Raw genomic sequence first — 11,092 nt, forward strand, 5'->3', positions numbered from 1 at the left:
GTAGATTGTCTTAAGCGATAAACTGACGCAGTTGCGGCGTATAACTCGGTATCAACTGGCTCATTGCCGTATTACCCAGATGCTTACTCAAAACCTCGGCGAAAATATCTCGGAAATCCACGCTATGCGCTAAATAGCGCTGCAAATATAACTTTTCTTTAGCTAAGCCCGGCCAAGTCCCATAAATGCCGCCTTTCACCCGTCCACCCACTGCAAACCAAGCCGCAGCATTGCCATGATCCGTACCACCGCTACCATTCTCCTCAGCGGTGCGGCCAAATTCGGTCATGGTCAAGACCAGCACATTTTGCATACTCGTACCTAAATCGGCGCAAAAAGCCGCAATACCATCCGCAAACACTTTTAATAAATTTGCTTGCGGCCCTGCAGCTCCCCCTTGACTGCTATGCGTATCCCAACCGCCTAAATCGATCATAGCCACCTCCAGTCCAACACCTTGCTTAATCAATTGAGCCGTTTGTTGCAATTGACTCCCAAACAGATTCACCGGATAGACCGCTCCATTCGCGGGGCGATAAGCTTTGGGATCAATTTGGCGCGTTAAATCTAAATCGCGCAGTAAAGTCTGACCGGTTTGCTTTAAAAGCTTCGAGTAAGGATTAAGATCCTCTGGGTGTTGGGCATACACAGTATTTAGGCGCGAACTTAAGCGGATCTCTTCACTATCACTGACGCCTAAATCAAAGTTTGCCAAATCCTTAAGCGATGAAACCACCACACTACCCCGTAAGGCTTGCGCAAGCTCACTCCCAAACCCGACACCACGCATACCTGTACTATTGAGTGAGTTAGCTAAATGCCGATTGAGCCAGCCATCTAAATCACTACGAATCGCAGCGCTTTCAATAAACTGTTGGCTATCAAAATGCGATAAGGAAGCTTGTGGATAATGCACGGCAGGAAACACAGCGACCTGCTGCTGTTGATACAGACGATGTAAACTTTGCATCGCCGGGTGCAAGCCAAAATAACCATTCAAATCCAAAGCCCCATTGGTTTGCCCGGCTGGAGCAATCGCAATACCGGGGCGTAAGCGGTAATAATCGGTATCCGCATAGGGCACAACTACATTTAAGCCATCACAGCCACCACGCTGAAAAATCACCACTAAAGTTTTCGGGGCAGCAGCAGCTTGCGCTGTATTCAGGCGGAAAGAATCATCTAACAGCCAAGCACTCCCCGCGAAGGACGAGGAAAGCATTAGCTTCAAAAAGTCACGTCGTTGCATGGTCTTTATCCTTATTATTGGTAGTTACATGCTGGATAACTAAGTAGCGTGGCTAACATGGCTTTTAAGCGTGTATTGGCATTCGCGGCTTCTAAATCAAACGCCCCTTCTGCATTCAAAATATCAAAAGCCGTTTGCCACTCCACATTGCTGTATTGATTATTCATGAGCAAATCAAAGCTTTCTGCCAAGATACTTTCTGTGGTCAACGCACCGCGATTCCGGAAGAAAGCAGCGGGGTCTAATTGAATGCCTGTGACACTGCCAGCGACTAAGCGATTCACAAAGCGAATACGTTCCTGCAATAAGCCCGTGCTAATCCAATCATCCCCCGTTTCTGACCAACCCGTAGGCACTGAATTCCGGTATAAATTTAAGCCCATGCGTTTGGTTTCCTCAACCAAACCCTTGGTACTGACTTGACCGGCAAAAGCACGCACAGCCGCAACCCCAAACTCTAGGGGAGTACGGAATTTGCTATTAAAATGCTGCTCTACATTAAACTCTGGAGCAGTCAGAATCATGCGCAATACCTGAGCCATTTGATCCGGCTGGCTAGCGGTTTCAATAAAAGTCGCTGAGCAACGTTGCAGCAAAGCATCCACGGGTTTATCACTCACAAACAGAGTAATTAACTTAGAGCAGATATACTTTGCAGTGGCTGGATGACGAGCTAAGAAACGTAAAGCCTGTTCACCTTCATCGATACCACCACCTTTAATCGCTTGCCCCCAAAACACTTTATCCGCAGCATTATGCTGCTCAGGGTTAAAATAGAAAGCATCATATTTGACTTGCCAACCAGTAAAAATCTCCGCTAAGGCTTCGACTTCGCGCTGTGAGTAGCCACCATTCACACCGACAGTATGCAACTCCAAGACTTCACGGGCATAGTTTTCATTAGCATTCGCCTTTACATTCGAGGTGTTGTCCAAGTACAGCAACATGGCTGGACTCTGTGCGCTGCTCAGCAATAAGTTATAGAAATTCCCTAAAGCGTTCGCGCGGAAAACATCATTTTCTACTAATTCATACAGAAGCTTATTGCCAGTCTTATCCAAGTTGGTATTGAAATGATTATCCCAGAACCAAGTCATCACCTCTTGCAACTGACGAGGGCTATTCACCATATGGAATAAAGTGTAAGCCTGTAAATCCTCAGGAGTCACCAGCGGTAAACTAGCCACTGCACTATCAAACGAAGGGGCTTGAATCTGACTCGGCTTTAATTGCGCTTCTAAGAAGGCATCAGCACCTACACTTCGTACTTCAGCCAATAAACTGGATGAAGCCCCAAATGTAATGCGGTTAACCAATTGACGAGTCTCCGCCGCTGCCCCAATCACCTTTAGACTAAGCGTTTGTGTAGATACTTTGCCACTCACATCCGTTGCAGTCAGAGCGAGTTTGAGCGTCTGCCCTGCAGTTAATTGACCATTCGGGATCACCCAAGCCCAATCACCTTGGCTACTAAGGGTTAAATTCTTAACAGCTAAGTTAGCCAGCCCCTGAGCTTGTGCAGTTAAACTTGCCACCCCAGTATCATCGCTGACCTGACCCTTGAGGATAAAGCCGGTTTTAACTACCTCATCACCCTCACGATGTGAGCTGATTTGAATAACCGGCAGGGCTTGATCTGCAATCACCTTAAATAGCGCTGTGCGCTCAGCACGATTCCCAGCCTTATCCCAAGCCACTACGGTGACCTTCACTTCTTTACCCGCAACTAATAGATTAGCAGGTACTTTTGCCGACCAGTCACCCGTTAAAGGATTCCATTCAGTCACTAAAGCTTGAGTATTGGCGTCGACGCTGACACTGGCGGCAAGTTCACGTACTGCCCAGTTGTCTAAAGCCGTTCCGGTCAGGGTAAAACCACTAGTGCCTACCTCAGTTTGTTTCGGTGTCAGTATTTCTAAGCGTGGTAACTCAAAATCTAAGCGGCTTCCTTCTGCATCCAGTCGAATCCCAAAATCGACCGCCCCCGTGCTGCTTACTAAGCGGCTATAATAATTGCGGCCTTGTTTGAAAGGATCTTGCGCAACCAACACATGGCGCTCTCCATTGCTTAAAGTTTCTAGGTCAAACAGCACTTGCCCTGCTGCATTGGTTTTACCGGCCTTTACCCACCATAAGCGATTGCTTGCATCCACACGGTAAGCATTTAGGCTTATGTCTGACATCACAGTAGCCGTGGCTCGATTCGTCAAAGTAACGGGAATGCTACCCACTGGAAACTTCACTGCATAGTCGCCAGCCGCAAAACTAGCACTCTCCACACGTCCACCGTTATAGGGAGTCGCTACTAAAATAAAGCGGTTGCCCGTGACGGAGAAGGCTTCTGAATCAAGCTTAGCAAGTCCTTGGGCATCGGTATTAGCACTCGTTGTCCAGCCTTTCCAACGATTCACGCCATCTGCATCGAGTTTATAAGCCGTGACATTGATATTGGGTACTGCGGCTCCACTGAGGGCGTTCAGTAGATTCACTAATAGCAAACGTGTACCCACTAAAAAGGTGTATTGACCCCGTGCATTCAACACTTGGCTATCCCGATACCGCCCTGTGACTGGGCTAATGGCATTCAGACGATATTGTTTACCCTTATCTAAATCCGGCAAATCAATTCGCAATAACCCATTGCTATCAGTCGTTCCCTTGCCAATCCAAGTCGATTTACCATCCGCAAGCTGCTCACGCACATGCACTTCTAAATTAGGCAACAGCGCCTGACTTGCCGCCGTGCCATCGCGCACGGTTACTACTAAGGAACCTACTAAGAAATCAACCGCACCACTCTGTGTATAAACAGGGCTAGTTGCCGTGAATTTGTTATAGACTGTAGCTTGTAAACGAATCGTGGCGCTTTCATTATTGAGTTCTGCTAAATCAAAAGTCACTTTACCATTCGCATCGGTTTTTTGTTGCCCACGCCATTGTCGACTGCCATCGGCTAGCATGCGCCATGCCACCACATCAACACCAACTAGGGCTTGTTGAGAATAAGCATCCTTTAAGGTAGCTACTAAGGGATTAGAACCAACAACAAATACTGAATCACCAGTGGCCTTGAGAACCGCACTGGTTTTATAGCTCTTAGTCAATGGACTCAGGGTTTGTAGATAAAACTGCCGCCCTTGCTCTAAACCCGGCAAATCAAGGCGCAATAAACCTTCCGTATCAGTTTTTGTGGTCGCAAGCCATTGTTCTGTACCATTCGTTAACTTTTCACGAACATAGACAGTATGATTTGCTAATGCTGGCTGATTCGCCAAAGTACCATCGACTACTTTAATGCGGTGATTGCCTAATTTCCAAACCTCACTGCCTGCTTGCATGATTAGCTTGGAACGCGCGGTAAATTGATTATAAGCACTAGCGCGTAATTCGATTTTACCACCGGTGCTCAGCTCGGGTAAATCTAAAGCTAGTTCCCCATTAGTATTGGTAGTCGCCGCCGTGCGCCATTGATACGCTCCCGTATCTAATAATTGATAGGCCGTGACATTGATGCCCACTAAATTCGCATTACTCACTGCATCACTGAGTTTAACCTTAAGTGGCAAAGAACCCAGTTTGAAAGTGAACTGTTCACCTTTTTGTAAGGCAGCACTAGTACGGTATTTATTGAAGGCTTTATCTTGGGCTAATAACACATATTTTTTACCCGCCAAAAGATTTAAACGCAGCACCCCTTGAGCATCAGTAGTGCCTTGACTCACCCACACTGAGCTGCCATCTGCTAATAATTCACGGACATGAATCAAGGTAGCTGCCAAGGCTGGCTGAGTAACTTGTGTGGCATCTAAGAGCTGGATACGCGTTTCACCCAGTGCAAATTCTGTTTCAGCTACTTTAGTGATCCACTCGCTCACCCCACGGGTGGCATTAAATGCCGTCGCGGATAATTGCACTGGCCGCCCCTGAGAAAGCTGTGGAATATCAAACACCACTTTGCCATTCGCATCAGTGGTTTTTTGTGCAGCCCACACCAGTTTGCCATCCGGCTGTTTATACCAAGCCGTGATAGGCAGATTTGGCAACATGGTATTGGCTAAGGCATCTTTGACTGTCACTCTCAATAAAGGTGAGCCGACTCGAAATAAGAAACTACCTGTGGCTTTGACTAACTCGCTGACTCGATAGTTACCATCAGACGGGCTAATCGCATACAACTGATAATTACGCCCCGCCCCTAACCCCTCTAAAACGAAATTTGCTTTACCGACTGCATCCGTTTTCATCACGGTGCGCCAGACCGAAGAACCATCGGCTAAGATCTCACGCGCATGGACACTGGTATTTGCTAACATCTGATCATTAGCCGTGCCATCGACTAAGCTAACTTGCAAATTGGGGCTAAGACTGACGACGGCTTGACTCGTCAAGGGTAACAAGCTTAGGAATAAGCAAGCTAGCCACAAAGAAACGTGGCCTAGCCAACGCGATAGCAGGCAATGGGGGTTTGACATGGCTCTAGCTCTTGTTATTAATCGTTGTAATATGCTTAGTCTAAATAGAACTTAATGCTCTACCTGATTCGGCTTTAATTCAGCTATTTGCTTAGTATCTGCTTGCACTAGCTTGGCCTGCTGACACTCAGACTCTGCTTGCACTAAGCTATGTTCTATCTGGCTTAACTGCTGATCTTTCTGGCTGATTTGTTGCTCTAGCTGTTTAATTTGCTCACTCGTGCTATCAAGACTAGCTTGTTGCTGTAGATAAACTTGTTGTTCAGCTTTCAAAGCTTGGAGCTGCTCTGTTTTGCTACTCAATTCAGCTTGCGACTGCGTTAAACTGGCTTCTGTTGTTTGTAGACGCTGTTGTAAGCTAGCTAATTCCGCCTGTAATGCTTGGAAATCGGGTACTGCTGGAGTGGGATGAGTATTGGACTCAGCCTTAATAAGGGTCGACTCAGTTGTCAATACAGAGGGGCTAGGATCAGATTTTTGTGCTAACTTGGTATCTTCACTCTGACAAGCCGTGAGTAAACTCAGGCTCAGCCCAGCGACTAAATAGGCTAATCGGGTCATGGGGTTTGACTCTTAAAAGATTATTTTTATAAATGTTATTAATAGATTAACACGCAACATCCAAAACACAACGACCGATCAGCGGAAAGCTTACAAACCCAGTAAGAAGGCCGTTGAGCTACCGATAAAATATTTAAAAAATAGGATTAACTATGTCAACACCAGAAGAAACTAGCCCTCCTGCAGAACTCAGCATCAAACGTCCACCCCTGCGCTTTAATGAGACTCAAACCATCCTGAATGCTTTAGGCGAGCATTTAGAAGGTGACTTGATTACCTATTGGAACAACCCGCGTGGCACGGTTTGCCACAGTGATGTGATTGCTTTGTATCATCTGTTAAGTGCGCACGGTGGCGGTAAGCGGGTGAATATTTTTATTAAATCCGATGGTGGCAATGGGCAAGCCTCATTGCGTATGGTCAGTTTATTGCGCGAGTATTATGAGCATGTGGTAGCTTTAGTTCCGCTCGAATGCGCCAGTGCTGCAACCATGTTGGCTTTAGGTGCAGATGAAATTCATATGGGGCCAATGGCTTATTTGACCTCCGTTGATACCTCCTTAACCCATGATTTATCACCGATTGATCGGGATAATGATCGGGTGAGTGTGAGTTTGGATGAATTAAAGCGCGTGATTCATTTGTGGCAAGCACAGAAAGACAATGAATCCTCGAATCCTTACAAATCGCTATTTAATTATGTACATCCGTTGGTGATTGGGGCAGTGGATCGGGCGGAGTCCTTGTCGATGATGCTCTGCGAACAAATTTTAAGTTATCACTGCCAAGATGAAAGCCAGATCAAGCAAATCGCCAGTGCTTTAAATTCCGCCTATCCCAGCCACTCTTATCCTATTTTGAAAAAAGAAGCGCGCCGAGTCGGTTTAAATATTGTCGATATGGATAATAAAGTACTGAATCTATTATTGGAACTGCATCAGCTTTATAGCGATATGGGGCGTAAATGCACCACGGACTTTGATGAAATTCGCTCCCATACCAATGAAATCGTGAATATTTGGGAATCGACCGGGCGGATGGTTTTTTATGAAATTGATAAAGACTGGTTCTACCGTGAAGAAGAACGCCGCTGGATTACTATGAATGATAATGGCGGCTGGCGGAAAATGAGTATTCGTGATGGTGAATTGGTGAAAGAGGAAATGCCTTTAGCTTAAGACACTGGATAAAACCGCCGCACTGCATAAGCAAAGCCCCGACCTAAAGCCACTTCGCCCAAGGTGTCATAGTGGATTTGGTCGGCAGCTTTGGATAAGTCATCGGTACTCACCCAAACCGTGCGCGGCATTTGCGTAGTGACGATTTCTTGGGCTTTTCGCAGTACATCTACGGCGGGATGCTGCGCCTTCGGTGGATTAATCCGCCCTAAGACAAACGCTGCATTTGGGCTTGCATATTCACGGCGCAAGTCGGTAATAAAAGCTTTCAAATTGCCCAAATAAGCATCGGCGGCGAGTGGATAGCGTGCATCGCGCTCGCCCTGCATCCAGACAAACGCATTCACCGTATTACCCTGCGTCAAGACTTGACTCACGGTGATTTGCTGCTTGAGCAAAGCATACAAACTCGATTGAATCGTGCTTTCAGTCATACGGAAAGATAAACGTGGATTCCACAAGCGTGCCCAGTCATAAATCGACGTGCCACCCACGGCTAATTTCACCACACGAATTTTCCGCCCCGGATACCAAGCGGCTAGATATTTAGTGAAGGAAACCTCTGGGCCAATACGTCCACCGGTTTGTTGGTTAAACTCCATTTTGCGTCCATGTTGGTGGAATTCAACTTGTACCGGCTTTACTTTTAGCCAATCGGGTAGTTCACTAAATAAGCTCTCTGTCCAGCCCACCATATTCGATTGGCCGATGAGAATAAATACCAAATCTTGCGGCATGACAGCATCCAGAAGGTTTAAGCAGGATTTTTTGACAACAGCAGAGCTGACACTCTCAGCAGTGTTCTAATTTAACTATAGTCAGGATTGATTGATATTTGAGCGCATTCCGACTAACGGAAACGAATCACTGTCAAACCCGCTTGAGTATCCGCAATATAAGCGGTTCTCTGATCCTGACTCACTGCAAGCCCCTGAGCCGCCCGTTGGGTCTTAATTCGCTGCACGACTTGTGGGTTAAGGGGATTGCTAATATCCACGATGACCACACCACTGAATAAGTCGGCGACCAAAGCGCCTTGCCCGTCTTGGCTCAACTGCACTGCAAAGGCATTGCGCAGGGGTAATTGAGTGCTTTGATGGCGCGCTGAAACCTGTAGCGCATGCATACTCAAGCCCCCCTCATTATTGGCCGCCAATAACCAGCGCCCATCTTTTGACACCACTAAGCGCTGTGGATGTCCGGCTGGGTTAAAATGGCCTTGATGCACGGGAGCTTGTGGCCTACTGACATCGACAATTTGAATCCCATCGGCTTGATCTGCAATATACAAAGTTTGTCCATTGCCATTCAGTGCCACCCCTGCACTCGCTGCCGAACTGGGAATCACCGCCAATTGGCGCGGTTTAGTCGGCTGACTCACATCCACCACCACCACCCCATTGGTATTATCCGCGACAAACGCTGTGCGCCCATCCGGAGTGACTGCCACATCAAAAGCATAAGAGGAAGTATCCAAGCGTGCGAGTAGTTTTAAAGCCGTTGGCTGGCTCACATCCACTAGCGCTAATCCGCCTGCACCATTGGCAATTAAGGCTAATTTGCCCCGAATAAGAATCGACTCCACCTGCTGCAAAGCACTGAGCGTATTGACTACACTAGGGTTCTCTGCTGAACGCAGATCAACCACCAATAAACCCTCTTGGGCCGAACCGACCAAAACATGACGTTGATCAGGCAGTACAGCCACCGCATTGGCGGAACCTTGAGTAGGTAGATTCGCAATAATTGCACCTGAGCGAAAAGCAGCATAAGCCGGATTCAAACTGCTAAGCATTAACAGCCAAACTAGGTAGAAAATAGAAAAATGAACACGGGAAAGTTTCATAGGTTCATCCTTGAGCGTGCGTGATGGAATGGGTTGATCTTGAAAGAATAGACTCTAGCTTGGGAGTTAAGTGCGATTGCTGAATTAAAATTTAAGGTAGAAAACTGCACTAAACACAGAATCGCTTAGTTTAGAAGTATAAGTAATTAACGAGTACATATAAGCTCTTGAACCGCATGAACTCAGCCAAGCTCATGGTAAGTGGTTTAAGGAGAAATGTTACGATGGGGAAAAGTCAGATAAAAGTACAAAAATCATAACTACTTCTAGTGAGATGTTGCTAAAATACTAGGCCACTGATAAATATCGAATATCTGGAAGGATAAGACGTGGATCAATAATCATAACTTCTTTACCGATAACTCGACGATGCGCAGAGTATTGTAAGCCGTATTCAATTCGATAGAATTTTTTATAAAGCTCGTGAATAGCGTCTACATTGTCATAGGTAATCATCCAATACTGCTGGAGTGAAGGCACTATATCCGCAATAGCTACATGATCTTCATGAGAGTACCAGTTTTGATAGAGAGCTTTTCCTTTGACGTAATAAGGAGGGTCAAGATTGATTAGGGTATTTTGTGGTAGGCTTTTTGCGGTATCTGAGAGGAATTTTGCAGCGTCTTGGTTATAAATTGTAAAGCGACTCTTATAAAAACCAATCAACCTAGCCTTCTTTATCAGGGTTGATTTGGTAAATCTTGCATCTAGCTTATATTTACCAACTTGATCTTTACCACCAATTAAGCCGCCTTTAATGATGCCAGAAATATTAGTTCTATTTAAAAAAAATGTAGAAAATCCAAGGGCTAATAAATTATTGTGCTCACCTTGGGCTTGTATATTTTTTTGCTTCACCCACTCTTCAACTGTAACCGCTGTTTTTTCAATAAGATGGACAAACTCTTCATTTTTATGAATCAGTGACCACCAAAAAGCGTAGATAGAGGGATCTAAGTCATTGAGATGAATGTAGCGAGCATAGCCTTTGACTAATAAAGAAATACCTAAACCGGCTCCCCCCGCATAGGCTTCCACATAGTGACCATCCATGAGGTCGTTTTCTTTGAATAGGTCTGCGACATAAGGGAAAAGCTTAGTTTTCCCCCCGGGATACCTTAACAGTGTGTGGGTAATCGGCATGTCACTAGTCCTTTTAGTACGCACTTTTAGCTTAATATGCTTAATACAAAAGAGGCAAGCTCTAAAGGCTCTCTTTATTCATGAGCAACAAAATAGGCTGCCATGTATCCCAAAGTTGTATAAGTTCGCGCTTAGTTGGTACTGTAGTTAAATGCACCATACCGCCCAAGATGATAGGAGAAAGCATGGAGTTCTTTTCACTAGTTGCTACTGCAAGTGCTTGAAGGATTTGCTCTCTAACTACTTTTCTAGCAATCAAGTCTTTGTAAACGTAGTCTAGCTTTTTATGTAACTTACTTTCATGTTGTAAAACACTATCATTGTATTTTCTCAGATAAGCTACTGCTAATGCCTCAATAAAAGACCTTAACAAGAAAGCAGTGCTAAACTCATGTCCTTGAACAGGTGTATCTTTAATTTCATGATACAATGCATTATATACATTATTTTTTAAATTAAATTTAACATTACTTGGAATTAAATATTTTCTATTAGCAGGGTTATACCTGCTTCCATTATTAGGACGTGTTGAGTTCTCTGCTCCAGTTAAGTTCTCTGCTCTAGTTGAGTTCTCTGATCCAGTGGTACTCTCTGATCCAGTGGTACTCTCTGATCCAGTGGTACTCTCTGATCCAGTGGTACT

At 45.5% G+C, this 11,092-nt stretch carries 8 protein-coding genes; 1 reads left to right on the plus strand and 7 read right to left on the minus strand.

Features of this window, described 5'->3' with window-relative positions:
- Positions 1-10: 10 nt before the first annotated feature.
- From Q0307_RS14220 to Q0307_RS14230, 3 genes are read right to left on the minus strand one after another with little or no spacing between them, the layout of a single operon-like run.
- Positions 11-1,249, minus strand: coding sequence for a DUF1501 domain-containing protein (locus Q0307_RS14220; protein ID WP_298661468.1), 1,239 nt, complete (start codon positions 1,247-1,249; stop codon positions 11-13).
- Between the two features lie 14 nt (positions 1,250-1,263).
- Positions 1,264-5,721, minus strand: coding sequence for a DUF1800 domain-containing protein (locus Q0307_RS14225; protein WP_298661469.1), 4,458 nt, complete (start codon positions 5,719-5,721; stop codon positions 1,264-1,266).
- Positions 5,722-5,772: 51 nt separating this feature from the next.
- Complete coding sequence (locus Q0307_RS14230; protein WP_298661470.1) at positions 5,773-6,282, minus strand: hypothetical protein; 510 nt, start codon at positions 6,280-6,282, stop codon at positions 5,773-5,775.
- Between the two features lie 152 nt (positions 6,283-6,434).
- Between Q0307_RS14230 and Q0307_RS14235 the strand changes: the two genes are divergently transcribed.
- Positions 6,435-7,460, plus strand: coding sequence for a hypothetical protein (locus tag Q0307_RS14235; protein ID WP_298661472.1), 1,026 nt, complete (start codon positions 6,435-6,437; stop codon positions 7,458-7,460).
- Here the strand turns inward: Q0307_RS14235 and Q0307_RS14240 are convergent.
- The 4 genes from Q0307_RS14240 to Q0307_RS14255 form a co-directional block, all read right to left on the minus strand.
- Positions 7,457-8,197 carry a sialate O-acetylesterase gene (locus Q0307_RS14240; protein ID WP_298661473.1) on the minus strand — a complete coding sequence of 247 codons (741 nt, stop codon included), beginning with the start codon at positions 8,195-8,197 and terminating at the stop codon, positions 7,457-7,459. The genes Q0307_RS14235 and Q0307_RS14240 overlap by 4 nt on opposite strands.
- Positions 8,198-8,310: 113 nt before the next feature.
- Positions 8,311-9,306: a hypothetical protein gene (locus Q0307_RS14245; RefSeq protein WP_298661475.1), complete on the minus strand. Its 996-nt coding sequence runs from the start codon at positions 9,304-9,306 to the stop codon at positions 8,311-8,313.
- A gap of 288 nt (positions 9,307-9,594) precedes the next feature.
- Positions 9,595-10,449, minus strand: a complete 855-nt coding sequence (locus tag Q0307_RS14250) for a DNA adenine methylase (protein WP_298661476.1) — start codon at positions 10,447-10,449, stop codon at positions 9,595-9,597.
- 61 nt (positions 10,450-10,510) lie between these two features.
- Positions 10,511-11,092: hypothetical protein (locus tag Q0307_RS14255; RefSeq protein ID WP_298661477.1), on the minus strand; the 582-nt coding region annotated here is incomplete at its 5' end.

The organism is uncultured Thiothrix sp. (assembly GCF_937873765.1).
Classification (GTDB): Bacteria; Pseudomonadota; Gammaproteobacteria; order Thiotrichales; family Thiotrichaceae; genus Thiolinea.

What these genes read in the sequence shown, in the direction of transcription:
- Q0307_RS14245 (WP_298661475.1), bottom strand. Translation starts at nt 9,306, where the DNA reads ATGAAACTTTCCCGTGTTCATTTTTCTATTTTCTACCTAGTTTGGCTG.
- Q0307_RS14225 (WP_298661469.1), bottom strand. Translation starts at nt 5,721, where the DNA reads ATGTCAAACCCCCATTGCCTGCTATCGCGTTGGCTAGGCCACGTTTCT.
- Q0307_RS14235 (WP_298661472.1), top strand. Translation starts at nt 6,435, where the DNA reads ATGTCAACACCAGAAGAAACTAGCCCTCCTGCAGAACTCAGCATCAAA.
- Q0307_RS14250 (WP_298661476.1), bottom strand. Translation starts at nt 10,449, where the DNA reads ATGCCGATTACCCACACACTGTTAAGGTATCCCGGGGGGAAAACTAAG.
- Q0307_RS14230 (WP_298661470.1), bottom strand. Translation starts at nt 6,282, where the DNA reads ATGACCCGATTAGCCTATTTAGTCGCTGGGCTGAGCCTGAGTTTACTC.
- Q0307_RS14220 (WP_298661468.1), bottom strand. Translation starts at nt 1,249, where the DNA reads ATGCAACGACGTGACTTTTTGAAGCTAATGCTTTCCTCGTCCTTCGCG.
- Q0307_RS14240 (WP_298661473.1), bottom strand. Translation starts at nt 8,197, where the DNA reads ATGCCGCAAGATTTGGTATTTATTCTCATCGGCCAATCGAATATGGTG.